The organism is Herbaspirillum sp. GCM10030257, from assembly GCF_042666555.1.
Classification (GTDB): Bacteria; Pseudomonadota; Gammaproteobacteria; order Burkholderiales; family Burkholderiaceae_D; genus Noviherbaspirillum.
The window spans coordinates 1-26,539 of record NZ_JBHTDH010000041.1 but is presented as its reverse complement, the minus strand read 5'-3'; the positions used below and the strand labels follow the sequence as shown (position 1 = coordinate 26,539).

The 26,539-nt window shown below is 56.8% G+C and carries 19 protein-coding genes and 1 pseudogene; 9 read left to right on the top strand and 11 right to left on the bottom strand.

The features are described 5' to 3' along the window. Window positions 1-152 (top strand): annotated as a pseudogene (locus ACFQUU_RS26910) (ABC transporter permease); the annotation flags it as partial. A gap of 630 nt (window positions 153-782) precedes the next feature. Further along, window positions 783-1,871 carry a BMP family ABC transporter substrate-binding protein gene (locus ACFQUU_RS26905; RefSeq protein ID WP_382251366.1) on the top strand — a complete coding sequence of 363 codons (1,089 nt, stop codon included), beginning with the start codon at window positions 783-785 and terminating at the stop codon, window positions 1,869-1,871. Between the two features lie 304 nt (window positions 1,872-2,175). Here the strand turns inward: ACFQUU_RS26905 and ACFQUU_RS26900 are convergent, their stop codons facing one another. Beyond that, window positions 2,176-2,439, bottom strand: coding sequence for a hypothetical protein (locus ACFQUU_RS26900; protein WP_382251365.1), 264 nt, complete (start codon window positions 2,437-2,439; stop codon window positions 2,176-2,178). 86 nt (window positions 2,440-2,525) lie between these two features. After that, window positions 2,526-2,801 (bottom strand): hypothetical protein, encoded by a 276-nt coding sequence (locus ACFQUU_RS26895; protein ID WP_382251362.1) that lies wholly within the window; start codon window positions 2,799-2,801, stop codon window positions 2,526-2,528. 592 nt (window positions 2,802-3,393) lie between these two features. On the opposite strand from ACFQUU_RS26895, the gene ACFQUU_RS26890 reads away from it, so the two are divergent. Beyond that, window positions 3,394-3,813, top strand: coding sequence for a hypothetical protein (locus ACFQUU_RS26890; protein WP_382251360.1), 420 nt, complete (start codon window positions 3,394-3,396; stop codon window positions 3,811-3,813). Between the two features lie 73 nt (window positions 3,814-3,886). Here ACFQUU_RS26890 and ACFQUU_RS26885 read toward each other — a convergent pair whose 3' ends face one another. Continuing rightward, entirely contained in the window at window positions 3,887-7,336 is a 3,450-nt protein-coding gene (locus ACFQUU_RS26885) for a 7TM diverse intracellular signaling domain-containing protein (protein WP_382251357.1), read from the bottom strand. 194 nt (window positions 7,337-7,530) lie between these two features. Here ACFQUU_RS26885 and ACFQUU_RS26880 point away from each other — a divergent pair, with 194 nt between their 5' ends. The 4 genes from ACFQUU_RS26880 (at window position 7,531) to ACFQUU_RS26865 (ending at window position 14,142) form a co-directional block, all read left to right on the top strand. Beyond that, window positions 7,531-9,300: a GMC family oxidoreductase N-terminal domain-containing protein gene (locus tag ACFQUU_RS26880; RefSeq protein WP_382251355.1), complete on the top strand. Its 1,770-nt coding sequence runs from the start codon at window positions 7,531-7,533 to the stop codon at window positions 9,298-9,300. Between the two features lie 16 nt (window positions 9,301-9,316). Then, window positions 9,317-11,110 carry an alpha/beta fold hydrolase gene (locus ACFQUU_RS26875; RefSeq protein WP_382251352.1) on the top strand — a complete coding sequence of 598 codons (1,794 nt, stop codon included), beginning with the start codon at window positions 9,317-9,319 and terminating at the stop codon, window positions 11,108-11,110. Next, entirely contained in the window at window positions 11,103-12,668 is a 1,566-nt protein-coding gene (locus ACFQUU_RS26870) for a hypothetical protein (RefSeq protein WP_382251350.1), read from the top strand. The genes ACFQUU_RS26875 and ACFQUU_RS26870 overlap by 8 nt, the downstream gene beginning before the upstream one ends. Window positions 12,669-12,852: 184 nt before the next feature. Beyond that, on the top strand, window positions 12,853-14,142 hold the full coding sequence (locus ACFQUU_RS26865; RefSeq protein WP_382251348.1) for an EAL and HDOD domain-containing protein: 1,290 nt from the start codon (window positions 12,853-12,855) through the stop codon (window positions 14,140-14,142). A gap of 46 nt (window positions 14,143-14,188) precedes the next feature. On the opposite strand, the gene ACFQUU_RS26860 is transcribed toward ACFQUU_RS26865, so the two are convergent. Genes ACFQUU_RS26860 through ACFQUU_RS26845 form a run of 4 tightly spaced genes read right to left on the bottom strand, consistent with a single transcriptional unit; the run spans window position 14,189 to window position 20,083 of the window. Continuing rightward, window positions 14,189-14,749 carry a DNA-3-methyladenine glycosylase gene (locus ACFQUU_RS26860; RefSeq protein ID WP_382251346.1) on the bottom strand — a complete coding sequence of 187 codons (561 nt, stop codon included), beginning with the start codon at window positions 14,747-14,749 and terminating at the stop codon, window positions 14,189-14,191. Window positions 14,750-14,765: 16 nt separating this feature from the next. Next, window positions 14,766-18,086, bottom strand: a complete 3,321-nt coding sequence (locus ACFQUU_RS26855; protein WP_382251345.1) for a carboxyl transferase domain-containing protein — start codon at window positions 18,084-18,086, stop codon at window positions 14,766-14,768. A gap of 17 nt (window positions 18,087-18,103) precedes the next feature. Continuing rightward, a complete protein-coding gene (locus ACFQUU_RS26850; RefSeq protein ID WP_382251343.1) occupies window positions 18,104-19,357 on the bottom strand; it encodes a branched-chain amino acid ABC transporter substrate-binding protein in 1,254 nt (417 codons plus the stop codon). 42 nt (window positions 19,358-19,399) lie between these two features. Continuing rightward, entirely contained in the window at window positions 19,400-20,083 is a 684-nt protein-coding gene (locus ACFQUU_RS26845) for a TetR/AcrR family transcriptional regulator (protein WP_382251340.1), read from the bottom strand. A gap of 272 nt (window positions 20,084-20,355) precedes the next feature. On the opposite strand from ACFQUU_RS26845, the gene ACFQUU_RS26840 reads away from it, so the two are divergent. Both ACFQUU_RS26840 and ACFQUU_RS26835 read left to right on the top strand, forming a co-directional pair. Then, window positions 20,356-21,963, top strand: a complete 1,608-nt coding sequence (locus tag ACFQUU_RS26840) for an AMP-binding protein (RefSeq protein WP_382251337.1) — start codon at window positions 20,356-20,358, stop codon at window positions 21,961-21,963. Window positions 21,964-22,140: 177 nt separating this feature from the next. Further along, window positions 22,141-22,470, top strand: coding sequence for a hypothetical protein (locus ACFQUU_RS26835; RefSeq protein ID WP_382251334.1), 330 nt, complete (start codon window positions 22,141-22,143; stop codon window positions 22,468-22,470). Here ACFQUU_RS26835 and pip read toward each other — a convergent pair. The 4 genes from pip to ACFQUU_RS26815 form a co-directional block, all read right to left on the bottom strand. Next, window positions 22,456-23,460 carry a prolyl aminopeptidase gene (pip, locus tag ACFQUU_RS26830; protein ID WP_382251333.1) on the bottom strand — a complete coding sequence of 335 codons (1,005 nt, stop codon included), beginning with the start codon at window positions 23,458-23,460 and terminating at the stop codon, window positions 22,456-22,458. The two genes, ACFQUU_RS26835 and pip, sit on opposite strands and share 15 nt — an antisense overlap. Before the next feature lie 232 nt (window positions 23,461-23,692). Then, complete coding sequence (locus ACFQUU_RS26825) at window positions 23,693-24,838, bottom strand: acyl-CoA dehydrogenase family protein (RefSeq protein ID WP_382251331.1); 1,146 nt, start codon at window positions 24,836-24,838, stop codon at window positions 23,693-23,695. Between the two features lie 9 nt (window positions 24,839-24,847). Beyond that, the gene (locus tag ACFQUU_RS26820; protein ID WP_382251329.1) at window positions 24,848-26,044 is read right to left on the bottom strand and encodes an acyl-CoA dehydrogenase family protein; all 1,197 of its coding nucleotides are present in this window, start codon (window positions 26,042-26,044) and stop codon (window positions 24,848-24,850) included. Between the two features lie 58 nt (window positions 26,045-26,102). Then, the coding region (locus ACFQUU_RS26815; protein WP_382251326.1) for an acyl-CoA dehydrogenase family protein at window positions 26,103-26,539 on the bottom strand (437 nt) is incomplete at its 5' end.

Below are 26,539 nucleotides of genomic sequence, written 5' to 3'. Positions count from 1 at the left end.
CGCAGGGTCTGGGCGTGTCGATCGATTCGCAGCTGCTGTCGATGATGCCGTATCTTGCAACGATTCTCGTGCTGGTCCTGATTTCGACCAATGCCAACTGGATCAAACTCAACATGCCAGCCTCGCTTGGAAAGAACTTCAACCCACATTAAAGACCCACATTAAAGCGCGCATTAAGCAGTTTTCAGCAGTTTTCCCTTCCTGGTCGGGAAAGGCATGGTGGCGGCATTCTTGCCGCTACCATCCTTCAAATTCCAACCTATCTTGATGCGATGCTCAAGGTGGTGAAGGACTATCCCGAACTCGACCGGACACAGCTCGGTATCCCAGTAAAACAGCAGGGAACTTAACAAAATTTCTGGCGTAGACAGTGCCGATCCTGACAGTCAGAAAGTCGTTACCGCCGACACAAGGCTCGATGATGCAGGATTGCGACGCATGGACTATTTTGTTCGCGGCGTAAAAGGCGAAATCCCGGGATAATGTCGGACATATGAATACTATTCGTGTATACATATATCGCTGCCCGGGGTGATGTTCATAATACAACGAGCATTTGAACGACAAATGCGTCAAGCGGTTGAGTGCGGTGCATGACACCGGCAGCGAGTTTTTTCGAAGTTGCTACATCGAATCTGGATGCACGCAGAAGGCGTCCGCAAATGATTTGGACTTTGGTGTCGTTCCCACCGGAAGGCATCCCGAAACCCCGCTGTTATGCCCGCTCGGCGTGGTTCGGCGTCCATTGATAAACAAGTGGGTGTCACATGTAGAGGAAAACCATGTCGAAAAGCTTCATGCGCGGTGCTCTATCCGCCATTGCCGTCCTTCCTGCACTCGCGGCTGCGCCCGTGTTCGCTGCAGGCCCCGCGCCCCTTAATGTAGGTTTTGTCTATGTGAGCCCGATCGGTGAAGCCGGCTGGACGACACAGCATGACATCGCCCGCAAGGAAATGGAGAAAAACCTCAGCGGCAAAATCACTACCAAGTTCGTCGAAAACGTTCCCGAAGGCGCCGATGCGGAACGCGTGATCCGTGACCTCGCTCAGCAAGGCAACAAGCTGATCTTCACGACCTCGTTCGGCTACATGAACCCGACGCTCAAGGTTGCCAAGCAGTTCCCCGACGTCAAGTTCGTGCACCTGACCGGTTACAAGACAGCACCCAACGTATCGGCTGCCAATGCGCGTTTCTATGAAGCTCGTTACCTCGCCGGCGTCCTCGCCGGAAAAATGACCAAGACCAATGTTGGCGGTTACGTCGCTGCGTTCCCGATCCCTGAAGTCCTGCAAGGCATCAACGCCTTTACTCGCGGCATGCGCAGCGTGAACCCCAAGGCTGAAGTCAAGGTCATCTGGGTCAACAGCTGGTTCGATCCGGGCAAGGAACGCGATGCGGCAATCACGCTGATGGGCCAGAATGCCGACGTCGTGACACACCATACCGATTCCACGGCCATCGTTCAGGCGGCGGAAGAGAAAGGCAAGTACGCAGTGGCCTACCATTCGGACATGAAAAAGTTCGGTGCCAAGGCACAGCTCGGTGCGGTGACCCATCACTGGGGCAAGCACTACACCAACGTCGCGCAACAAGTTATCGATGGCAAATGGAAGACGAGCAGTGTCTGGGGTGGCATCAAGGACGGCATGGTCAAGCTGGAAGCCATCAACGACAGCGTGCCGAATGACGTGAAGCAAGTCGTTGCAGCGGCGGAAAAGGATATCGTTTCCGGCAAGATCACGCCATTCGACGGTCCGCTCAAGGACAACGAAGGCAAAGTGCGTCTGGAGAAAGGTTCGCTGAACGATGAAGCCCTGAACAAGATGGACTTCTACGTTGAAGGCGTTGCAGGCAAGCTGCCTGGCAAGTGATCCATTAAAGAAGCTTAATGGGCAGACGGGAAATACTCATTCTGCTCATTGTAAAAAGGCCTGCAGGGATGCAGGCCTTTTGCTTTCTGGCTTTTGGGAAGGTGTCGCAGGAGCAGCGTTGCTTATCGGGACAGGTGTTGCCTGCTTTGTCAAAGTGCCGCAGTGACTCATTGCCACCGTGATGGCACTGTTCCTTGAATTAATTCACGTGGCATGCCCGAAAGGGAGGCTTTGATTCCACGGCGATCGGATTCCTTGGCCGAACGGCGGTCAACATTTTGGCCAACTGGGCACTCCGGGGCCTTCAGAGTGCGATGCCGAGATGTCCCCATTGGGATGGGCTGACGGCGATGTTTGGAGGGATAAAGCCTGCGCCAATTGACCCTACATTGTTGAGCGTGTTGACTGCTACGTTCTGCAGTTGGTTCAGGTTCTGGACAACGTTGACATTGACGTTGGCGATGGGACCAAGGTTGGCAAGCCAGGAGTTGCCGCCGCGGACTGAGGACATGGCGCGCTGGTTGAGCTCGGTGCTGCTGGCAAGATCCTGGATGACGATCGATGACATGGTGATGCTCCTTGGGCAGTAGGTTCAGTGAGTTTGATTTGCTTTACCGGGTTGGTGGAGATGCTCCCTCCACCAACCTGTCGGCATTACAGGAAACTGATGTTGTTGGAGCCATGCTGGGTCGGTGTCACATTGGACGTGATGCCGGATACGAAGGCGGCATTGTTGCCGTTGTTGACTTGTGTGTTCTGGCTCTGCTGCATCATTTGCGTAGCATCGAATTTGAAGTCATCCTTGGACAGGCTAAACATGGAGCTTGGGAAAGGAAAGCCGCCCAGATAGGCGCCACCGCGTAGAGATGCCATGGATTGGGCGTCGAGAATGGCGGAAACGGCCAGATCTTTGATAGTCAAGGTTGTCATTGTAGTGCTCCTGAAGTAGATGAATAAAAAGTGTGAGGGCTAGGTAAATCGCCAGTCGGTATCGAGGGTTTTTTCGTACACGCAGGACATACAGCAGGGACTGTGCCAACCCAGGTATGGCGTCGCCAAGTGGTATTTAAGTGTCTGATTTGTATGAGGATTTATGAAATTCGCGGCGTAGACAACGGAAAGGAGCACGGATCTCCAGCGTGCCGACCTGACGGGCGTAGACCAACACATTTATTGCGTTGTCGGTGGAGGTCCGACACATCGTCATATCGCCATATCGTTCTTGAAACAGGCAGAACAAGCCAGGTAAGTTGCCAGGCAAGAATTTCAATATTTCAAGGCGTGAGGCTTTATTGATCTACCGCAGAAATTTTATTTACTAATACAGGGAACTGCCGCAAACCCGCATGGACAAAGGCTAAAGTGCGTTATACTGTACGCATGAACAGTATGCGTGAATGCCTGAAATGCCAACAGGAAATGGCTTGAAAAGGCAGGCATGCATATCTTGAAAGGATGCACATGCATCCGTCTGGCGACAGGCTTCATACGGTCCTGTCTCCGTCGAACCGGGAGCTGAATCATGTTCAAAGCGGGTACGTGGGTAGGCGCAGGCCGCTGGCCAAACCAGAACTCTCATCCTGATCAATGGCACAAGCCGCTGCGTGGGCAGGTCATCGATTTCTGCGATGTGCGTGCGTGGGCCAATACCATTCAGTTTCCCGAAGACGTGCCGCATGCTGGCGACGTGATGACCGTTGCGCTCCGCATGAAGGCGCAAGGTACGTTGAATGGCCTGACACCGGTGTGCTGGGACTTTGTCACGCACCGGCGTGTACTGTGGGAAAAGACCGCCGCGCTTCGCAGCTACGAAGATGATGTGCTGTTATGGAAAGCTGCAAAAGCAATGCGTGCCGACGAAATCCAGCATCCGCGCCGTCGCAAGCCACGCGACATCCGCGAATTCCTTCCCGAGCAGCAAAAGCATCTGGCTCTGGCCTGATTCTTTGATTCATTGATTTCATTCGGCGGGCCGTTTCCGGCAAGACCCGCATCACCGGAAACGGCATGCAGCATCATGCCGCCTTACGTGTCGCGAGAGCCTGCTCCACCAGTGACAGGGTGCGCTCCACCATCTCCCTGAAGCGTGACATGTCCTCGGGTCTTTCACGGCGTTTCGCCAGCAATTCTTCCAGCTCGCCAGCGAACGTCGCCAGTTCCGTTGCGCCCACGTTGGCTGCCATGCCACGCACCGTATGAACAGCCGATTTCGCCGCCACGTAATCTCCCGCGCTGGCAGCTTGCGAGAACTGCATCAGGCTGCCCGAAAGGCTGGGTACCAGCATTTCCAGCACGCGGTGATAGAGCTCGACATCGTTAGACAGGCGGTACAGCGTGTCGACCGTATCGAACCCGGGAATGTTGATCGGGTTGTCATCACCCGTTACCGCGGTCGCACTGGTCGCGTCGCTCGCGTCATTTACGCCGTTTAAATCGCCTGTGCCGCTGGTGCTGATCGGGTCGACTGTGTTGCGCGTGCGGTCCCTTACATCAGGCATGGATGTCACCGTATCCGCAATAAATGCTCCGTGGTCGGCTACGCGTGTATCAGCCGGTGCCAGCCAATAGGCCAGCGTCCGGTAGAAATGATCCGGATTGATTGGTTTGGTGATGTGATCCTGCATGCCGCTGCGTACGCATTCCTCACGTTCTTCTGCGGTTGCGTGAGCCGTCATTGCGATAATCGGCATGGCTGCAAAACGTTCATCCATCCGGATACGGCGGGTGGTCGCATGACCACCCATTTCCGGCATCTGGATATCCATCAGTACCAGGTCGTACGCATGGGGCCCGCCCGCGAATACCTTGTCCAGCGCAATGCGCCCGTTCCCCGCTATGTCCACCTGCAAGCCTGTCGTGGCCAGCATTTCGCGGGCAATTTGCTGATTGACCTCGTTATCTTCCACCAGCAATACGCGGGCGCCGTCGAAGCGTGGCAAGGTACGCCGTATCGTCGGCACCGCCTGTGACGCGCCATCCTGAGCCAGAACATTGACAAATGTGTCGTGCAGGCGAGACTGATCGATAGGTTTGAACAAGACCGCCGACACCGGCGCATTTTCAGCCTGGTGAATGACATCTTCACGACCGAAGGCTGTGATCAGGATGACTTTTGGCGGATAGGTCAAGTGGTCATTGGCAATCGCCGTAGCCAGTTCAAGCCCATTCATGTCAGGCATGCCAAGATCGGCCAGGATCAGATCGTAAGGCGTCGTGGCATCGGCATGACGGATCGCAGTGAGCGCGGTGGCGGCATCTTCGGTTGCATCGGCATGCAACTGGAAACCCTCTACCAGATCAGTCAGGATTTGTCGCGCCGCCGGATTGTCGTCAACGATCAGCACGCGGCAACCGAGCAAGCGATCAGGCAGGCCGGGAAGGGCCGTCGTGGTCAGCGCCCCCAGGCCAAAATGCAGGCTGAATCCAAAGGTTGATCCGGCACCGGGCTCGCTGTGCAGCGACATGGTGCCGCCCATCATTTCCACAAGCCGGCGGCTGATGGCCAGGCCCAGGCCCGTCCCGCCGTATTTACGCGTGGTCGACTCGTCCGCCTGACTGAACGCATGGAATAACCGCGACTGCTGCTCGGGTGACATGCCGATACCGGTATCTTCCACTTCAAAGCGCAGCTCCACGCCGTCCGCGTTGCTGCTGAGTACACGACAGCGCAACTGGACCTGACCGGCTGGCGTGAACTTGATGGCATTGCTTATCAGGTTGACCAGGACCTGACCTAGCCGCAAGGGGTCACCGTTAAGATGCACCGGTACGTCTTCCGCAATATCGAACAGATAGCGCAAGCCTTTCTCGCTGGCGCGCTGGCTGGTCACGGTACTGACGTTGCCGAGCACTTCATGCAGAGAAAAGTCGGTAGTCTCGATGCTTAGCTTGCCGGCCTCGATCTTTGAAAAATCCAGGATGTCATTGATGATGCCAAGCAGCGAGACCGCAGCACGATGGATCTTTTCCACATAGTCGCGCTGCTTGCCGCTCAGGTCGGTACGCAGGGCCAGGTAAGCCATGCCGATGACGGCATTCATCGGCGTACGGATCTCATGGCTCATGTTCGCGAGGAAGGCCGATTTCATGCGCGACGCTTCTTCAGCCCCTTCCTTGGCAATCTTGAGCGCACGCTCATGTTCGCGTAAATCTTCATTGATGCGCGAGAGTTCCGCGGTGCGTTCCTGTACGCGTTGCTCCAGGATACGCTCGGACCGTTTCAGGCTGTCCACCAGTTGCTGTTGCGCGCTTTCCTTTTCTCGCCTGACCTGATTGAAACGATCTGCCAGCGCCAGGGAAAGCAGCAACATTTCCAGCGCTGATCCGATTTGCATGCCATAGACGGTAAGGAAGTTTGGAATCCCCTTGACGCCGTAGCTGCGCAGCGCCGTCAGCACCGCCGCGAATACGAGGCAGCTGAAGGCCAGCAGAAAAAATCGCGCGCTGCGCTGTCCGCGCAACTTGCAGACCACACCAACAATCAGGGCGAGCAGCATGTTGGCCATATCGACCGTAATCCCTGTGGCAATAATCTTGTGGTAGGGCAGGAACCAGAAGCCTGCCATCTGCAGGATATTCAGCACGAGGAAGCCGCGCATGACCTTGTCCAGCCACGGTACCGTATCGTAGGTCGATAACAGACGACGCTGGAACAGGAGCAAGGTGAATCCGGTCAAGCCAAAGCCAATCATGGAGGAAATCATCGACCAATCCGGCGATTCCGGCCACAGGAACTGGAATCCGATGCCGCCGAATGCTACGGTCGACAACGCATTGGCGGCGACGAACAGCACGTAATACAGATAGGTGCGGTCGCGCAGTGAAGCAAACAACAGAAAGTTATAGAGTCCCAGCGCAAGCAGCATGCCGAAATACAGTGACTGACCGATATATTCGCGCAGGCTCTGCTGGTTGAACACCGCTGGTTCCCACAGTTTGGCGGGAATATCGAGCGAGGTACCCGAAGCCACACGCAGGTAGTAAGTACCTGCGGACTTGCTGGCCAGGTGCAGCGGGAAAACGAAATTGCGATGGTTGACAGGCCGGTGAGAAAACGGCAGCGAGTGACCGGTTTCGATCTTCTCGTAACCCTGTTCGCCAGGGACAAAGAGCTGGACCGAATGCAGGTGGGTAAATGCAACCTCAAGCAGTCGTTCCCGATCTTCGCCGGATTCGTTTGCAAAGGTAATACGCAGCCAGATCGCCGAGCGGCGCAAGCCAAAGTTAAGGGAATCGGTCTGCTGCAGCGACGGTTTGAATCTGTCCGCCACTGCGGGCGTCCGGATGTCGTCGATTGTCCACTTGTGCTCCTTGTCCTCCAGGACATCCCAGTGCGGCGTCAGATTGACCGGCTTGCCAAGGGCCGTGTCATCGACCCGCAGTTCGCCCGCCCGACCCGCCGCAACGCTGACAGCCAGCAGTATAAAAACACTCCAGTATCGCAGCCAACGTTGTCCGAGGCTCATCCGCTTCACCCACGCTTATGATTTGACGGGACACAAACGTCCCAATCGTAGCAGCATACCGAAAATTGCCAATTGATTGCATATCGGCAACGATATTTGTAAAAAAAAGTTACCATTTCCTGTTAGAAATAAAATAACATCGCGGCATTCCATACGACGTTCGGCCCCAAAAATGCCGGTAACAGGGAGGATAGATGAACAAGGAATGTCAGCATCAAGCGGTCATCGTTGGCAGCGGTTTCGGCGGTGCGGTCATGTCTGCACGGCTTTCCAGAAAATGGCCCGGTGCCGTTCTGCTGCTGGAGCGCGGCAAGGAATACCCGTTGGGAGGCTTTCCCCGCAGTCCCCATGACCTGGCCGACAATGTCTGGTGCCCGGACGGTGACGCGGTCCGCAGGCCGCGGGCGGTAAGGAGTCGCAAGGCCCGACGCGGCCATCTTGCCGGGATGTTCGACATCCGCCATTTCGACAAGATCGATACCGTCACGTCGGCCATGTATGGCGGCGGTTCCCACATTTATGCCAATGTTTTCCTGCGGCCACCGGCGGCTGTCTTTGAGCAGGGATGGCCGCAGGGCTTGCGACGCGAGCGATTGCTACCTTATTACGACGTGGCGCAGCAGGTATTGGGGGCGCGCACCGTTCCGCCTGCCAGCGGCCCCGAAGACCGTCGCTACATCAAGCGTACCGAGCAGTTCCAGGCTTTTGCCCGGGACGCAAAGCTGACCACGCGGCTGGCCGATATCGCTGTCTATTTCGGTAACGACTATACCTACAAGCGTAACGGCGCGGCCTTGCCGCTCGGCGTGCAGGAAGTCAACCGCTACGGCGCACTGCAAACCTCCTGTACCTACTGTGGCGAATGCGATATCGGCTGCAATGTGCAGGCAAAGAATTCGGTGGACCACAATTATCTGCATGTTGCCCGGCATCGCTATGGCATGGCGGTGCGCACGCAGTCAGTCGTAGAGCGTGTCGTGCCGTTGAATGCCTTGCACGAAGACGACCCGGGCAGTGACGGACAGTTCGGGTTCCGTGTGTACTTTCGCGATATCCAGCGCGGTGAAACGCATGCCGTTACCACCCGACGTGTGGTGCTGTCGGCGGGCACTTTGGGCACCACCGAACTGCTTTTCCGGTGCCGCGACATTCATCGGACACTACCGCGTGTGTCGTCGCGCCTCGGGCAGCAATTCTCGGGCAATGGAGATTTCCTTTCTTTTGCCATTGGCGGCAAAAAAGAAGTGAATTCCACTTATGGCCCCGTGATTACACAGTACACAGACCACCACCTGTTTGAAAACCTGGACCGCAAGCGAGCCTTCCTGCTGGAAGACGCCAGCTATCCCACGCAGGTTGGCTGGGCGACCGCGGCGCTCAATCCCGTGATGAATCCCTTGCAGACGATCTGGCAAAGCTGCAAGCAATTGCTGGCGTATGCATTCGCCCGGTACTACCCAGGCCGCAAGCAAAGCAGTGTCGGTTTCCTGATCCAGAAATTGTTGTCGCACGACTTGTCGCAATACAGCGCGGTACTGCTCTGCATGGGGTTGGACAATGCAAAGGGTGTTCTCAGCCTGAACAAGGATGGCTACCTCGATATCGACTGGCCCCAGGAAAGCAACCGTCCGCTGTACGACGCCATCTTGCAGCTCGGCGAGCGCTTTACCCGCTTCATCGGCAGCAAGCATTTCCTGCCGATGCCGACCTGGTTATGGCCGGTCAAGAATAATGTGACGGTGCATCCGCTAGGTGGCTCGGTGCTTGCCGATTCGCCGCAACAGGGCGTCGTCAGCGCATGCGAAGGCAGCCGTGGCCAGGTGTTTGGTTACCGCAACCTGTATGTCGCCGACGGCTCACTCGTGCCGACCGCGCTGGGCGCCAATCCGGTGGCGACCATTACAGCCCTGTCCGAATGGATTGCCGAAGAACTGACCGGCATGGCAGCGGACAGCGATCTTTAAGGGAGAAGGGATGTCCATGCACGATCTGCAAGCAAAGAAGGCGGCATCAGGTAGGGCGGTGCCCGCTTCGGGCGAACTGCACGATGTCAGGATTCGCTTCGCTGAAGTCATGAAGGGCTACGTCAGTGCCGAGGCGACGACTTTTTCAGATGGCCATGACGACGGCAAGGCCGCAGGGCATGCGCTCGCATTGCATGTCACGGTCGCCATCGAAGATCTTGGCGCCTTTCTCTCACAGGCCGAGCATGCGGGCACACTCAGCGGTCATGTCGACTGCGCGTTGCTGGGTGGGGTCTGCCCGGTACAGGCCGGTACTTTCCGGCTGATGCCGGACACTGCTGATCGTGACCGCAAGGTCATGTATTACCAGGTGTATTGCACCACGCCGCGAGGCGAGCCAATCACCTTCATCGGCAACAAGCAGGTTCAGCATGATGCGCCGCTCGATACCTGGAAGGACACGACTACCTTGTTCGTCAATGTCTTCCATGGGCATATCGATCCCTCCGAACAATCGCAGGGCAAATTGTGGGTGACAGGCATTATCAGTCTCGGTCTCATGGATTTCATGCAGGTCTTGCGCGGCCTGCGTGCAACCGATGCGGATGGCGCGACCAGTGTCGCGGGTCTGCTGGCGTTCGGTCGTTTCTTTGCAGGCAAGCTATGGGATGTTTACGGGCCACATTTGCCCCCGGCACCCAGCCAGCCGCAGCGACGCTATGCCAGATTCACCACCGAAGGTATTACCGGTGCCGAGATCAGCACACATCCCTTTCTCACTGCTGATGGTCTGCGGCTGGAACTGACACGCTTTGCGCGCACGCCTTGCGATGATGTGGTGTTGATCGTGCATGGGCTGACCAGTTCCTCGGATATGTTCATCATGCCGGAACACCAGAATCTGGTGCAGACCCTGCTCGATGAAGGCTACGGTGAAGTCTGGACACTGGATTACCGCGGCAGTTGCCGCTTTCCGTACAACCTTGCACGCACCAGTTATACGTTTGACGACATCGCCTTGTTCGACCATCCGGCCGCGCTGCATGAACTGCGCCGCCACATCGGTCCGCAACGCCGGGTGCATGTGATTGCGCATTGCGTCGGTGCGCTGACCATGGCAATGAGCCTGTTTGGCAGGACAGTTGGCGGCATCAGCAGTGCCATCCTGAATAGCGTCGCACTCACGCCTTATGTCCCGAAATGGTCGCAATACAAGCTGGCCATCGGACCCTGGGCCTCCGACTACCTGCTGGGTATCGATTATTACAACCCGGGCTGGCGGCGTGAGCGCGGCTGGTCGATCGGCAAGCTGCTGGCGGTGAGTGCCGACTTCGTGCATCAGGAATGCGATTCGCCGGAATGTCACATGCTGAGCTTCATGTGGGGCAGCGGCAGGCCGGCGCTGTTCAACCATGCCAACATGTTGCCGGTGACGCATGAACGCCTCGGCGATCTGTTCGGCGGTGTCGGCGTGCATTATTACCGTCACATACACAGGATGGTCACCAGCGGCCATCGCGCCGTGAAGTTCGATCTTGACAACCTGCGCTATGCCGCGCTCCCGGACGACTATACGAGCCGTGTCGCGGATATATCGACACCCATCCTGCTCATGCAAGGCCAGGACAACCGTGTGTTTGCGGACTCCAATATCCGCTGTCACGAGATGCTGGAGAGGATAGTCCCAGGGCGCCATCGTCTGCATGTGGTACCTGGATATGGCCACCAGGATATCTTCATGGGCAAGGACGTGGCGAACGATGTGTTCCCGCATCTGATTTCATTTTTGCGGGAGCATAGCCATGACTGATATGTCAGAGATATCGAACATCAGGGCAGCGGCCAAGCCGGCATTACCGCCTGGCCTGGTGTTATGGCCCGCCGGTACAGCGCCCTCCAATCGGCTCTGCGTGCTGATCAGCGATATCCATTGCACGGATTGCACGGTCGGTAACCAGACTGCGTCAGAAACCGACTGGCAATTGTTCTTCGAGCAGATGGAATTTTCGGTCGGTAACCCCGGCGATAAGGCCCAGCCTACCTCCTCGCACCGGGTCGATGAACTGATGCTCATCCTCAATGGCGACATTGTCGACCTCATACGCAGCAGCAAATGGGCGCAGGCCGGTGTCTATCCGTGGCAGCGCGACGACCCGCGATTTGGCGAGATCGTGCTCGACATCATGCGTGACATTGTGCGAATCCACGCGCATAAGCGGCCGAAGGATAGCAACCAGCCGTACTCGGGATTTTTTTACTGGATGCGCAAGAGTCTCACGATATTGCGCCAGAGCGGCGTGCGTGTCACCATCATTCCGATAGTCGGCAACCACGACAAGGAACTGCAAGTCGTACCCAATGCACGGCAAATGTTTTACGAAGAATGCCTTGGGCTGACGGCGCTCGATATTTCCGACAGCTATCGCAGGTGGGTTGCGGCACAGCTCGGTACGTCCCCAGATGAGCTTTATCCCAGTCTGCCTTTTTATGTTGCGGATATCGGCATGCGTTTGCTTGCCACCCATGGTCAATGGCGGGATGCCGATAATTCGCGCGCCACGTCGGGCTGGCGGCCAGGCAAGGGCTGGACACCCGATGTCTGGCGGAAGGAAAACTACCGCTCCTTCAGCGACCCATGTTTTGGTGACACGGTGGCCGCAGGCATGCTGTCGCACTTCATCTGGTGTACAGAGCAGCGTATCGATCCTTCGTTGCCGGGTGCGTCGCGCGTGTGCAACTTGCTTGATGAAATGGATCTGTATCGCCCTTCGGTAGCGGCCGTCGTCCGCTTGCTTAGCGAGTCTCGCCGTCTTGCGCGGCGCGACCCGAGAGCAAAGGGAATGCATGCACACATCCTGCAATGTTTTCGCGAGAGCCTGGTGGGCTGGCTGGGGCAGAAAGCGACCTGGGACAGTGCCATGGGCACGACCAAGCTTGGTCTGTATGTACTATGGCTGCTGACCAAACCGAAATGGTACTGGCTCGATATTTCACTAATGCGACTGATGGCAAAGGTGCAAGAGCCGGAATCAAACATAAGCGACAAGGATTTACTGGGATTGCCGGCTTTTGGCGATGATTACCGTGAACTCGGATTGCGCCTGCACGTGGAAGGACATACGCATGTGGCATTGGAGGCGGATGTGCAATTTCAGTCGCTGCCGGACGGACGCAACAACTACACCTACGTCAATCTTGGCGCATGGCGCGACGCAATTCTACGCAAGCGTAGCCGGGGCTTCCGACGGCGCGGTATCGGTCGCGCGCTGTTCGTCTTCGATCTGGCCAGGCTGCCAGCCAGCGAAGACTCGTATCGTTTTTATGCACGTGACATGATTTGCTGGAGCGATCGGCTCGATAGCTGGTAGTGCAGAATGAATGGCGAAAGAACATTCCGACGTTGGCACGTTCGTGTTTTGGTGCCTTGTTGCGGCGCACCATTCAAGTTGACCATTGTGGCGGCCGTTATACCTGTCAGGAGCGCCCGTTCATGGTTGCATGCGTGGATCGGCTTCGCCGGCAAACTGCCAGACGCGACACACACGAGGTGAAATGATGAGTATCAGCGTCACGTTCAACAGCTCGCACAAGGTGCTGTTGGGATCGGACTTCTTTATGGCCCGACGTCCCGTGGTCGATCGATCCCAGCGTCTGGTAGCACACGAGCTGATGTTCAGCGATGCGTTGCGGGGTAATGAGGGATCCGTTGTCAGTGGGGAAGAGCAGCCGGCCAGTGCATCTGTCATTGCCGATGTGTGCGAGTACGGCCTGGCGCGGGTCATTGGCGATCAGGTTGGCATTCTGTATATCGATGCCGAAGCCTTGATGAGTGACATTTTCGGTTTTCTGCCGCCGCAGCAGATCATCCTTGAACTCGCCAACATGCCGGAATGCACGTCGGCGATACTCGAAAAGTTATCCGCGCTTCGCGGTCAGGGATTTCGCCTTGCGCTCACGCTCAATGCGGAGATGCGCGATATTGCGCCGCTGCTGCCCCTGATCGAGGGTGTACGCGTGGACGTCGGCCACCGCACCGATGCGGAGCTTGCACAGATCTGCAGCATGTTCAAGGCGCATGACAAGATGCTTCTGGCAGAACATGTTGAGTCAATGCAGGCCTTCCGTCGATGCGCAGATTTTGGATTCGATTTCTTTCAGGGTTATTTTTTTTCGGAGCCGCAGATCCTCGCTGGAAAGAAGTTGTCGGCATCCCAGTTGTCTGTCATTGAATTGATGGCTTTGCTCGCATCGGACGTCGATGACGCACTGATTGAGCAAAGTATCAAAGGCGATGTGGCACTTGGCTTGAACCTGCTGCGTTTCGCCAACACGCCGGCCATCAGCGCGCACCGCATTGAATCACTGCGTCAAGCTCTGATTGCCGTTGGCCGTAACCAGTTGCAACGCTGGATGCAAGTGCTGCTGTATGCGGAAGGCGGGATCGATGGCAGCACGGTTGTTCCGTTGATGGCGCAAGCAACGACACGCGGCCGCCTGATGGAGCTGGTGGCGCAGAAGCTAAGGCCAGGCAATCGAAGTATCGCCGATACGGTTTTTACCGTAGGTATCATGTCTCTCATGGATACGCTGTTTTCGATGCAAATGACAGATATCCTCAAACAAATTCCTGTTGTGGACGAAGTGGCGGCAGCACTGCTGCATCGTGAAGGATACTTCGGCAAGTTGCTGGCAATGGCTGAGCAAACAGAATGGCGACAGCGCAATAACGACCTGCTCTTGCAGTCATTGGCCCAGTTAAATCTCAGCTGCAAGGATCTGTACCTTCTCCAGCTGGCGACGTTTGAGTGGAGCGACAAGGTTACAAGAAGCCTGCACAAGTAACGTCGTCCCGGTCCATCACTGTTTTTGCTTGTGTCGCGGCCGATATCTACTTCCGTGACACGTAGGGATTGCCTTCAATGTAAAAACGCAATTCCGCCTCGGCCCACTCCTTGGCATAGGCAACGCCGATGCGTGGTCGGGCAACGATTTTGACCGTATCTGCCACAGGCGCGTCGGCGATGTAAAAGCTGTTACTCAGCAAATCATGACCGTTGAGCGTCCTGTCGATGCCAAGCGCACGGCACAGCAGGCCGGGCCCCTTGGTGTTGCCCTCGACATGATGTACCGGCTCGAGCGCACGCAACAGCACCGCAGCGCCATGCCCCTCCTTGTCAGTCACTACATTCATGCAATGATGCATACCATAGATCAGATATACATAGGCATAACCCGGTGGACCATACATGATGGCAGTGCGTGGCGTGATGCCTCTTGAGGAATGCGATGCCAGGTCGTGCGCACCGATATAGGCTTCCGTCTCGACGATGCGGCCACGTTTTTCCACGCCATTATGAACATGCACCAGATGCTTGCCCAGCAGGTCGCGCGCAACCGCTATCGTGTCACGGGCGTAAAAACTGCGGGGCAAAATGCGCTGCGGTTTCATGGTTGAAGCGCTCGCATTACCAGGTATCGATGAACGGACGTTTCTTGCCGTTGCGAACCTGTGGCGCCGGAGCGGAACGCAAGCCCCGCATCAGCCAGCGCCGACTGTCCGCAGGGTCGATGACCTCGTCGATTTCAAGAAAGGATGCCATATTGATTGCCTTGCCGCTTTCATAGGACGCCGCCACCATCTTGTCGAACATCGCTTTACGCTCCGCAGGATCGGTAATTGCTTCCAGCTCCTTGCGATAGCCGAGACGTACCGCGCCTTCCAGGCCCATCGCACCGAATTCTCCACTCGGCCAGGCAACCGTAAAGAAGGGCGCATGGAAGCTACCGCCCGCCATGGCTTGCGCACCAAGGCCATATCCCTTGCGCAGAACAAGCGTGAAGAAAGGAACGTCGATGCTGCCCGCGGTCACGAACATGCGCGAGACATGCCGGACCATCGCAGTCTTCTCCGCATCCGGTCCGACCATGAAACCCGGCGTATCGCAGAGCGAAACAATTGGCAGATCGAAGGCGTCGCACAGTTGCATGAAACGCGCAGCCTTGTCCGCCGCATCCGCATCGATTGCGCCACCGAGATGGACCGGGTTATTGGCAAGCAGCCCGAACGGTCGACCTTCGATGCGTATCAGCGCCGTAATGATGCCTGTACCAAACTGATGCCGCAGTTCCAGCACCGAGCCGGTGTCGGCAATTGTGTCAATCACTGCGCGAATGTCATACACACGCAAGCGATTCTCGGGAATCAACTGGCGCAGCCTGCGCTGATCGGCGCATTCCCATTTGCTGACCGGCCCCTGAAAGTAAGACAGGTATTGCTTCGCTACATGCACTGCTTCCTGTTCGTCCTTGACGATCACGTCAATCACGCCATTGGGACCCTGCATGCTGACCGGTCCCACTTCCTCGGGCTGGTACACGCCAAGACCGCCGCCTTCGATCATTGCCGGGCCGCCCATGCCGATGGTGGCATTCTCGGTTGCGATGATGACATCGCAGCAGCCCAGGAACGCTGCATTACCCGCGAAGCAGCGACCGGACACGATACCGACGCGCGGCACCAGTCCGCTCAGCCGTGCAAAGTTAATAAATGACATGACATCGAGGCCTGCCACCAGCATGGCATCGGTATCGCCAGGGCGGCCGCCACCGCCCTCGGCAAACAGCACGACAGGCAGCTTCCATTCCTGCGCCAGCTGGAACATGCGGTCTGTCTTCTTGTGGTTCATCATGCCCTGGGTGCCGGCGAATACCGTGTAGTCGTAGGACATCACCATGCAGCGCGATTTCTGCTCATCGAACAAGCTGCCATTGACGCTGCCGATGCCGGCCACCAGACCATCGGCGGGGCTGATGGCGATCAGTTCTTCCAGCGAGCGCCGTCGACGCTGGGCGGCAATGGCCAGCGCACCATATTCGATAAAACTGTCGTCATCGCACAGGTCGACGATGTTTTCCCGCGCTGTGCGTTGGCCGGTCTTGCGGCGGCGCGCTACCGCATCGGGACGCCGCGCATCAAGTCCGATCGCATGCCGTTCACGTACTTCGGCAAGATCGGCGCGGATGTGATCGGGATTCATGTCGCTGTCGTCCACATCTGCCGCGATGTCGACTTCGGCAGGCTCGATGTACAACAGTGCTTGCCCATTGAATAAGACATCGCCCTTTTGCACGGTGATCAGACGCACGATGCCGCTCGTGTGGGCGGTGGCAATGTGCTCCATCTTCATCGCTTCCAGCACCGCGATCTGCTGGCCGGCATGCACAGCGTCGCCAACGGCGACATCAACCGCGACGACAGAGCCCTGCATCGGCGCGGGAACCGGAATGGTATTCGGCGGCGCCGACGGCCCTGCCAGGGACGTCGCGATATCGGTTGCGCCGATGCCTTCGCGGCCCACATACAGTTTGGGATGCGTCTCGTCCTGCGGGAGGAGAGCCGCCATGTGATCTTCGACGAATCGCGTGTACACCTGGTTGGCAACGACGTCCGCATGTGTCAGCAGATTTTGCAGAAAGCCGATATTCGTTTCGACGCCCTCGATGCGGAATTCGGACAGGGCGCGGTATGCCTTGCCGATCGCCTCATCAAAACGCGACGACCCGTTCACCGTAATCAGCTTGGCCAGCAACGAGTCGAAATTCGGGCTCGTCTTGTATCCGGAGTAACCGAAACTATCGACGCGCACGCCCGGCCCCGATGGCGGTTCAAAGACTGACAGTAATCCGCCTGATGGCAGGGCGTTGCCCTCGGCATCCATGGTCTCCATGTTGATCCGCAACTGAATCGCGATACCACGCGGTGCCGGGATCATGTCTTGCGCTAAGCCAAGCTGCGCAAGGGTCTCGCCGCCGGCAATCCGCAATTGCGCCTTGACCAGGTCGATTCCCGTCACTTCCTCTGTGACGGTGTGTTCAACCTGCAAGCGCGGGTTGGCTTCCATGAAGGTGAAGCGAGTATCGTTTCCTGTGCCTCCCGCGTCTTCTGCATCAACCAGGAACTCAAACGTCCCGAGGCCGCGATAGTTGACCGAACGCGCCAGCCGTATTGCCGCATCAAGAATGCGCTGCCGCAGCGCCGGCGACAGCGACGGACTGGGCGCAATTTCCACGAGCTTCTGATGACGCCGCTGCAATGTGCATTCCCGCTCCCACAGATGGCTGACCTGGCCGCTGCCGTCGCCAATGACCTGCACCTCGATGTGCCTGGCCCGGCGTACCAGTTCTTCCGCATACACATCACCGTTGCCAAAGGCTGCAAGTGCTTCGGACTGACAGCGTGCGTAGACGGCGGCGACATCGTCGGCACGCTGCACGACGCGCATGCCGCGTCCGCCACCACCGGCCAGCGCCTTGATCATGATGGGACGTTGATCACCGAGCGATGCCATGAAAGCCTGGATTTGTTCCAGCGTGGCACTGCCGTCGGTACCCGCGACCACCGGCACGTGATGCTGTTGCGCCTGCCCCCGCGCTCTGGCCTTGTCGCCAAACAAGTCCAGTACCTCAGGTTGCGGACCGACAAAGACAAGGCCGTGTTCAGCGCACTGCCGTGCAAAGCGCGCGTTCTCACTCAGGAAACCATAGCCGGGATGCACCGCGTCGCAGCCGGTCTCCTTGGCCGCCACAATGATCTGATCGATATCGAGATAGGCGGACGCACCCTTGCCGCGCAGCCCATGTGCCCGATCGGCCTTGCGTAGATGAAGGGACGCGATGTCATCTTCCGAATAGACAGCAACGGTACGGATGCCGAGTTCGGCCGCAGCCCGCGCGATGCGGATTGCAATTTCGCCACGATTGGCGATAAGCAGAGTCTTGATAGTCATTCTGGTTTTATCGAAAGTCAGGCCCCGGCAGGGCGGCGCATTTTGCATTCGGTAGGCAGGGCGAGATTCTTGCCTTCCACCACAGTTTCGGTGCGGAAGCCGTAGTTGGTGCCTTCCACGCCGAATTTAACCGTCTTGCCATCCACAGGCGCGACGGTCGAGACGGTTTGTGGCAACAGCAGTTGATGGTCCTCCTTGCGCATCGTGACATCGCCGACGATGGACGGGTAGGTCATGCCTTCGAGTGCAAGTGCGATCTTGATGGGTGATGTCGAATTGGCCTTGTTGATGGCAGCCGCCACCATCCGTGGCGTCATGTCCATACGCGGGGCAAGAAATGGTTTGTTGAATCGCTGCTTGTAGGCGGCGGCCACTGGAGCGACCTTCGGACTCTCGACATTCTGGTGCCATTCACCAACCCATGTCAGCTGGCCGAGTTTGGCCTGCGACACCGCAAAGACTGCACCGGGCAATGCGCCCGCGCTGTGGTTGATGAAACGCAGATTCATGCCGGCATCCGCTGCCGCTTTGATGAACAGGTTCAGGTCGCCGCCCCAGTTACCAGTGATGACTGTATCCGCGCCACTAGCCTTGATCTTCGATACGTACGGAGAAAAATCCTTCACCTTGCCAATGGGATGAAAATCTTCTCCGACAAACTGCACATCAGACCGGGCACCGGCCAGCATTTCCTTACCCAGTTTGGCCCAGACGCGGCCATGCGCGTAATCCTGGTTGAGCAGATAGACCTTCTTGATGTCCTGCTTCTCCGTCATGAAGCTGGTCAGCGCCTTCATTTTCATCGCGGTGTTGGCTTCAGTGGTGAAATGCCAGAAGCTGCAATGCTTGCCGGTGAGATCGGGATCGATGGACGAGTGATTGACGATCAGGATCGCCTTGTCAGGATTACGGTCGTTGTGCTTGTTGGCCGCTTCCACCATCGCGCTGACGGCTGAGGAACCCGAGCCGCCGGTAAAGACCACGCGTGCGCCGGCGTCGATGGCAGCCTGTAATGCCGTCAAACTTTCCTGCGCCGACAATTTATTGTCCAGTGTCATGAGATCGAGCTTCATACCATTCAGCACTCCGCCCTTGGCATTGATGTCTTCAATGGCAAAGCGGATATGCGAAAGCATCAGTTCGCCGACATCGGCAAACGGTCCGCTCAAAGGATCGATGAAAGCCACCTTCAGCGTTTCCTGTGCCGACGCCACGGCACTACCCATCATGCTTGCTGCGGCGAGTGAGATTCCTATCAATGTTTTTTTCATGACTGTCTCCTTCATGGTCTCGGGTAAGTGGATCGTGACTAACTAGCTCCTGCGTTTTCTGTTTGTCCTGTTTGTTAAGTGGCTTGACGGCACAGTTTGTGCGCCGGCGATTTTCAGGAGAATGCGAGTGAGTTCCATGACCATTTCTTCGGGGCCGATGCGGCCATTCGGTTTGTACCAGGTGTACATAAAGCCGGCGATGCTGCCGATGGACAGTGCGGTCAGTTTAGTATCGTCAAATTGCAGGTCTCCGTCGCTGCGTGCCTGCTCCAGCAAGACGCATAACTCTTTGTAGAAACGGCGCGCCATAGTCCTCAGCTTCTTCAGGAAAGTCGCATCAAGTGCACCGCCTTCCCGATAGGCCAAGGCGCCAGATTTGAAGAAGGCTACATTGGCCGTGGCAAAGCGGTGCAGGCCTTCGCGCAATTTATCAATCGCGCGCCGCTCGTCTTCCGCTTCGAAGTGCATGGCGGTCAGGCACGCATGTGATGCGCGCCAGCAGAGCGTTTTGAAGATATCGCTCTTGCCGGGAAAGTAGTAATAGAGGAAAGGTTTGGTGACGCCAAGTTCATTGACAATGTCGGCAATGGTGGTTCCCGCGTAACCGTTTCGGAAAAACATATCCTCCGCCACGGCGAGGATATGCTCACGCTTCTGATCGTGCACTCCCTCGGCGATCGCCTTTTTGCTCCCCTTGGTTTGCCTGCCCTTGACGTCGGTCTTCATATGGTCCGCTGTGCCGCGTTGGATTTAAGTGAAGTCTGATTGACCGCGCTTTTAAAAGAATATACCAGACAGTATAGAAATTATACCGCCTGGTATATTAAATTTCATTGGCGGGTAACTGGTTCGGCAAAATCAGTTCAGACCATATAAAGTTTATACTCGCTGTTATATTATTTTCCGTCTGGCACCTGAATTTGCGCCGTATCAAGACGTTCAACAAATCTCGCTTTCATGCTGATAGGCTATAAACGATAAGCACGAGGAGACAACGAGTGAATGCAATTGCGTATCTGCAAGAAGAAAAGCCGTTACACGACTACCTGCGGCACCATGCGCGCACCCAGCCGGACAAACCTGCCTATGTCTGGTACGGCAACACGCTGACTTACGGTGAACTGGACCGTTTGAGCGACCGCTTTGCAGCCAGGCTTAGCGAATTGGGTGTAAAGAAGGGTGATCGCGTTGTGCTCTTCCTGCAGAATTGTCCTCAGTATCCGATTGCGCATTTCGGTATTCAAAAACTGGGTGCCATCGTTAGCCCCTGTAGCCCTCTGTTCAAAAAGCACGAGCTGGAATACCAGGTCAGCGACCTCGGCGCTGAAGTCATTGTTGCAGCCGACAACCTGTATCCGGTCATTGAGCAGGTAATGGGCACGACAAAGTTGCGCCATGTTTTTCTTACGAACTACGGCGATTTTCTGCCGGACGAGCCAACCATCGATATACCTGCAGAGATCCGCATCCCCAAGCAGCGTATCGAAGGCGCCATCGATTTTCTCGACGCCTTGCGCGTGCAGCAAAGACAGCCGCCGCAACCTTTGCTCGACATGGATGACGTGGTGCTGATGACGTACACATCCGGAACCACCGGCATGCCCAAAGGCGCGATGCTGACGTACCGTAATGCATTATTTAAGACAGCCGGCGCCACATTTGCCGCCAGCGTCAACAATGAGACTGTCACGCTCGCCATCGCGCCGCTGTATCACATTGCCGGCATGCTGATGGGACTGAATGTGACGATCTACACCGGCGCGACCGCGGTCCTGTTGTACCGCTTCGACCCAGTGGCGGTACTTCAGGCCATCGACCGTTATCAGGTCAGCCACTGGTACAGCATCGCGCCGATGAACGTGGCCGTCATGCAGGTGCCGGACGCACAGAAATTCAATTTGAAATCATTACGGGTCAATCCCTGTACCAGCTTCGGCATCACGTTGACGCAACAACTTGCTGACAAGTGGCGCGATTTCGCAGGAGGTTGCCAGACATTCGAAGCGGCATACGGATTGTCCGAGACCCATACTTGCGACACCTACACGCCGCGCGATGCGATCAAATGGGGAACGCAGGGAAGACTGATGCCCGGCGTCGAATGCCGCATCGTCGATCAGCAGAGCGGGCGGGTGCTTGACGCGGGGGAGATGGGCGAAATCACGCTGCGCAGTCCAGGCAATTTCAAAGGATACTGGAACAAGCCGGAGGCTACTGCAGCAACACTGCGGGACGGCTGGGTGTACACCGGCGATATGGGCATGCTGGACAGCGATGGCTACCTGACCTTTAGCGGACGCTTCAAGGAAATGATCAAGGTGTCGGGCTATAGCGTATTCCCGGAAGAAGTGGAAACTATCCTGATCAAACATCCGGCGGTCCGGCAGGCAGCGGTTATCGGCATACCGGATCCGTCAAAAGGCGAAGTGATCAAGGCGGTCATCGTACTCAAACCGGACGCGGGCACAATCATCGCAGATGAGATCATCGCCTGGAGCCGCGACCAGATGTCGCCATACAAGGTACCCAAAGTCGTGGAGTTCCGGTCAGAGTTGCCCGCAACCGGTACCGGAAAGGTTCTTCGTCGCTTGCTAAAGGAAGGCTGAGACCGATAGAGTTTTGGGAACTGCTCAAACGACCACAGAAACGACATCCTGCAGCTGACGTCTTCATCGATTGCGGAACCATCACTGTGAACCCAATGTCTTTTAATCATGTGCCTTCATTGGCACAGCCATTGATTAAATTGTTAAACACACCAAAGACAGCAGAAGATGGGTTCGATGATGGATGTGAAGGAAGCGGCGACCAACCTGGTGCGCAGGCCGGTCGATGGTTGCGTCATGACGGCAAGCGGGCGTTGCATTCCGCAACCGCCATGGATCCTTGCCGGGGACCCGGAAACCGCTGTCGCATATGATCAGTGGCTCATCGACCAGGGACGTGAGGAAGCCATTGCCCTGGATGAAAACTGGATGACATGCCGGCTGGCAGGGCTCGACGGGAGCTTGGTGGACGCGGCTTTGCGCCACTTGTTATGCGATTTTCTGTTCGGTCATCCCCATCCGGAATTTGAGGCGCGCGGAGAAGCAGTGGATTTATACCGGCCCTGAGGCTTGCAGCGCGTCTGCGTCGAAACGCTGGTGGTGTTTGAAGTATTCCAGGACCTGAATAAGTTTTTTACGAATGCCCGGCTCGGAAGCCGAATGACCCGCATCTGCGGCAATGTGCAGAACGGCACCCGGCCATGCCCGGTACAGGCGATAGGCGGACTCCACTGACGCGATCACATCATGGCCACCCTGCACAATCATCAGTGGCAGATGAGCAATGCGGTCGACGCGCGATATCAACTCGTCGTGCTCTAAGAACATATTGTTTGCAAAGTAAAATGCATCCAGTCTTCCAGTGCCGTAAACAACAGACTCATTCTTTGCGGACTCCGCTATCAGTTCAGGGTTTTGCTGTAGAAGCGAACAGGCTTCGGTATATCTGTACCATGTTCGTGCAGCAGCCATCCGTTCTTCCGGATTAGCGGAGCAAAGCCGATTCTGATATGCGGTGAGGACGTCGCTTCTGTGCTCCTCCGGTATCCATGCAATGAAATCTTCATATGCCTTGGGGTAAAACCGCCGGGCGCCGTACAGGAACCAGTTGATTTCATCTGGCGTGCCGAGAAATATTCCCCGCAAAACAAATCCAAGGCAGGCATCCGGGTGCGACTGCCCATATGCCAGTGAAAGTGCCGTGCCCCATGAACCGCCTGCAAGCAGCCACTTGCTGATACCGAGGAATTTGCGCAACTTCTCCATGTCATCGACAAGCAGTTGCGTGGTATTGCGTCGCGTTTCTCCCAGAGGTGTCGAGCGGAATGCGCCGCGCTGGTCGAACAGGATGATGCGATATGCATCAGGATCGACCCACTGGCGTTTTTCAGGTGATGCTCCGGAACCGGGTCCGCCGTGAACGTAGACGACCGGTATGCCATCCGGATTGCCGCATTCTTCCCAGTAAAGCGTATGAATATCATCGACCGGGAGGGTTCCGGTGCGGCGCGGTTCGATCGGTGGAAACAGGGAAAAGTCGGGAGATGCATTCATCATGGTTTGCGGGACATAACCCGGAAATGCAAGGCGTGTAATGCATGTCTTGACAGTACCGGTCCGCAAAAAATTCCCTGCAGCGTCGCAGATACACGGTATGGAAGCAATGGGGAGCGGTCAGTGCAGCGCTGTTGGAAGCGTTGCACCCTGTTTGCCAAGTCGGCTGCTACTCCGTATAAAAAAAGGGGAAGCGATGTGTCTCCCCTTTTTCTGAGCGGTTAAAACTTATCGGTCAAGACAGTTGCGCCGCATATTGCTCAAGATGCTGATCGGTGCCGCCGAATTGCAGTTCGATGGCCATCAGACGCTTGAAGTAATGGCTGACGTCGAGTTCGTCGGTCACGCCCATACCGCCATGCAGTTGCACTGCCTGTTGCCCGACGAAGCGGCATGCCTGGCCCACAACGACCTTGGCCGCCGACATGGCACGGTTGCGTGCTACCGGATCTGCATCGGTACAACGCACCGCGGCAAGATAGCTCATCGAGCGCGCCTGTTCGATATGCAGAACCATGTCGGCCATACGGTGCTGCAATGCCTGAAACTTGCCGATCGGCTGACCAAACTGCTTGCGATTGCGAGCGTATTCGACCGTTGCCGCGAGCAGTTTGTCGAGTGCGCCAACCGCTTCGGCACACACCGCAGCCAGGCCGAAATCAAGCACGTCGGAAAGCTTCCGTTCGGCTTCGTTTGCACTTTCCGCGCCATTCAGCAGCGCGGTGGCGGGAACGAATACCTGATTGAGCCAAACGTCACCGGCGCGTACGCCATCGACCGTCGCATAATCAACTTTGTGAACACCGGGGGCATTGGCAGGTACGCAGAACACGGCAAGTGGACCATCAGTGTCCGGCTTGCCAAGACGCGCTGTCACCAGCAGTATGTCGGCTGACCCGGCGTGGGCGACGACGCTCTTGTGGCCTGTCAGCAGGTAGCCATTGCCGACCGGCCAGGCACGTGTCGCAATGGCCATGCGGTCAAAACGGGTTTGCTGCTCGTCATGCGCAAGGACTGCGATTTTTTCGCCAGCGGCAAGAGCAGGCAGCCACTCAGCGCGTTGCACATCGTTGCCCAGCGCCCCCAATGTCCGGGTCGCCAGCACGGCGCTGGCGAGATAGGGCTCCAGCAGCAAGCCTTCGCCTACTGCATTCATGACCAGCATATTGTCAATCGCACTGCCGCCCAGGCCGCCATCGGCTTCCGGTACGTTCAGCGACAGCAAGCCGATATCGGCAAGCCCCTGCCAGATCTGGCGACTAAAGCCATCCGGCGATTTTTCCTTGATTTGGCGGCGCGCTTCGAAGCCATAATCCTTGGACACGAAACGACGCGTGGTGTCGAGCAGCATCTGCTGTTCTTCGGTAAAGGTAAAGTCCATTGCGTGCTCCTACAAGCCAAGGATCATCTGCGAGATGATGTTCTTTTGAATTTCATTCGAGCCGCCATAGATCGACAGCTTGCGCATGTTCAGATAGTTCGCGGCAAGCGGCGTTGCATAGAAGGGGCCGACCGCATCGCCCTGGTAACCGGCCGCCATCGCTTCACGGCGCAATGGCAGGGCATAGGTCCCGACTGCCTGCACCAGCAGTTCGGTGATGGCTTGCTGGATTTCGGTGCCCTTGATCTTCAGGATCGATGCTTCCGGACCTGGGGCGCGGCGCTCGGCTTCGGCGGACAGGACGCGCAGGTTGGTGATTTCCAGCGCTGTCAGGTCGATCTCGACCTGGGCAATACGAGAAGCGAACATCGGGTCCTTGATCAGCGGCTTGCCGTTCTTGGATTCCAGCGAGGCGATACGCTTCAGCCGTGAAATTTCACGCTTGGCAATGCCGATACCGGCAATATTGGTGCGCTCGTGGCCCAGCAGGAACTTGGCATAAGTCCAGCCGGCGTTTTCTTCACCGACGAGGTTTTCAACTGGTACGCGTACGTTCTCGAACCAGACTTCGTTGACTTCATGCGAGCCATCCATTGTGATGATTGGACGCACGGTAATGCCGGGCGTCTTCATGTCGATCAGGATGAAGGAAATGCCGCGCTGCGGTTTGACCTCGGGATCGGTGCGCACCAGGCAGAAGATCCAGTCGGCATACTGGCCTTGCGTGGTCCATGTCTTCTGGCCGTTGACGACATAGTGATCACCCTCGCGCACCGCGCGTGTCTTGACGGACGCGAGGTCCGAGCCGGAACCCGGTTCCGAGTAACCCTGGCACCACCACTCGTCGGCCGAGAGGATCTTCGGCAGGAAGCGTTCCTGTTGTGCCGGCGAGCCGTATTGCATGATGACCGGCGCAACCATCTTGAGGCCGAATGGAATCGTACGCGGCGCACCGGCTGCTGCGCATTCTTCTTCAAATATGTATTGCTGCGTCGCGCTCCATCCAGGCCCGCCAAATTCCTTGCGCCATGATGCGCCGCCCCATCCCTTGGCGTGGAGAATTTTCTGCCAGCGGACGTAGTCGTCGCTTTGCAGGATCAGGCCGTTGAGTACCTTGTGTTGAATATCCGGCGGCAATGAGCCGGCGACGAACTCGCGCACTTCCTGGCGGAAGGCAAGTTCTTCAGGAGTGAAATTAAGATCCATTTGTTCCTCTTGTTACGTTCGACGCCGACGCACTGTGCATGCAAGCATTCAAGCTCAATTAAAACGCCGCAATACCCGTCTGTTCACGACCCAAAATCAGCGCATGGATATCATGGGTGCCTTCATAGGTGTTCACCACTTCCAGGTTCACCATGTGACGGATCACGCCGAATTCATCCGAAATGCCATTCCCGCCCAGCATGTCGCGCGCCATACGCGCCACATCCAGTGCCTTGCCACAGGAATTACGCTTCATCATCGACGTGATGGCTACCGCCGCCGTGCCTTCATCCTTCATGCGTCCCAGGCGCAGGCATCCCTGCAGACCCATGGTGATTTCGGTTTGCATGTCGGCCAGCTTCTTCTGAATCAGCTGATTGGCCGCCAGCGGCTTGCCAAACTGCTTGCGGTCCAGCACATACTGGCGTGCCGTGTGCCAGCATGACTCCGCCGCACCCAATGCACCCCAGGCAATACCGTAACGTGCCGAATTCA

Bases quoted from the DNA above. Each gene is read 5' to 3' on its own strand.
- ACFQUU_RS26905 (WP_382251366.1), top strand. From the start codon at position 783: ATGTCGAAAAGCTTCATGCGCGGTGCTCTATCCGCCATTGCCGTCCTT.
- ACFQUU_RS26900 (WP_382251365.1), bottom strand. From the start codon at position 2,439: ATGTCATCGATCGTCATCCAGGATCTTGCCAGCAGCACCGAGCTCAAC.
- ACFQUU_RS26895 (WP_382251362.1), bottom strand. From the start codon at position 2,801: ATGACAACCTTGACTATCAAAGATCTGGCCGTTTCCGCCATTCTCGAC.
- ACFQUU_RS26890 (WP_382251360.1), top strand. From the start codon at position 3,394: ATGTTCAAAGCGGGTACGTGGGTAGGCGCAGGCCGCTGGCCAAACCAG.
- ACFQUU_RS26885 (WP_382251357.1), bottom strand. From the start codon at position 7,336: ATGAGCCTCGGACAACGTTGGCTGCGATACTGGAGTGTTTTTATACTG.
- ACFQUU_RS26880 (WP_382251355.1), top strand. From the start codon at position 7,531: ATGAACAAGGAATGTCAGCATCAAGCGGTCATCGTTGGCAGCGGTTTC.
- ACFQUU_RS26875 (WP_382251352.1), top strand. From the start codon at position 9,317: ATGCACGATCTGCAAGCAAAGAAGGCGGCATCAGGTAGGGCGGTGCCC.
- ACFQUU_RS26870 (WP_382251350.1), top strand. From the start codon at position 11,103: ATGACTGATATGTCAGAGATATCGAACATCAGGGCAGCGGCCAAGCCG.
- ACFQUU_RS26865 (WP_382251348.1), top strand. From the start codon at position 12,853: ATGATGAGTATCAGCGTCACGTTCAACAGCTCGCACAAGGTGCTGTTG.
- ACFQUU_RS26860 (WP_382251346.1), bottom strand. From the start codon at position 14,749: ATGAAACCGCAGCGCATTTTGCCCCGCAGTTTTTACGCCCGTGACACG.
- ACFQUU_RS26855 (WP_382251345.1), bottom strand. From the start codon at position 18,086: ATGACTATCAAGACTCTGCTTATCGCCAATCGTGGCGAAATTGCAATC.
- ACFQUU_RS26850 (WP_382251343.1), bottom strand. From the start codon at position 19,357: ATGAAAAAAACATTGATAGGAATCTCACTCGCCGCAGCAAGCATGATG.
- ACFQUU_RS26845 (WP_382251340.1), bottom strand. From the start codon at position 20,083: ATGAAGACCGACGTCAAGGGCAGGCAAACCAAGGGGAGCAAAAAGGCG.
- ACFQUU_RS26835 (WP_382251334.1), top strand. From the start codon at position 22,141: ATGATGGATGTGAAGGAAGCGGCGACCAACCTGGTGCGCAGGCCGGTC.
- pip (WP_382251333.1), bottom strand. From the start codon at position 23,460: ATGATGAATGCATCTCCCGACTTTTCCCTGTTTCCACCGATCGAACCG.
- ACFQUU_RS26825 (WP_382251331.1), bottom strand. From the start codon at position 24,838: ATGGACTTTACCTTTACCGAAGAACAGCAGATGCTGCTCGACACCACG.
- ACFQUU_RS26820 (WP_382251329.1), bottom strand. From the start codon at position 26,044: ATGGATCTTAATTTCACTCCTGAAGAACTTGCCTTCCGCCAGGAAGTG.